The 260-nt window shown below is 53.8% G+C and carries 1 protein-coding gene; it reads left to right on the plus strand.

The features are described from left to right. Positions 1 to 260, plus strand: a 260-nt coding sequence (locus Q4563_RS20700) for an aromatic-ring-hydroxylating dioxygenase subunit beta (protein ID WP_303605855.1), incomplete at both ends; no start/stop codon positions are given.

The raw sequence follows: 260 nt of genomic DNA on the forward strand, positions 1-260 counted from the left end.
GCGTCAGGCCTATGAGTCCCTGATCATTCACGAAAACTGGCTACTGGATCGTCGTGCATTTGAACAATGGTATCAGCTCTATAGTCGAGAATGTGTTTACTGGGTGCCTGCTGTTGGTGAGTTGCCGGATGCTGAGCGGGCAGACCCCCAGCGCCAGGTCACGATTGCTTTCGATGACCGTCGTCGCATGGGTGACCGTATCGTATGGTTAAGAACCGGCGTTGCTTATTCGCAGCTGCCCCCGTCTTATACCTCTCATG

It is taken from the genome of Gilvimarinus sp. 1_MG-2023 (assembly GCF_030548285.1).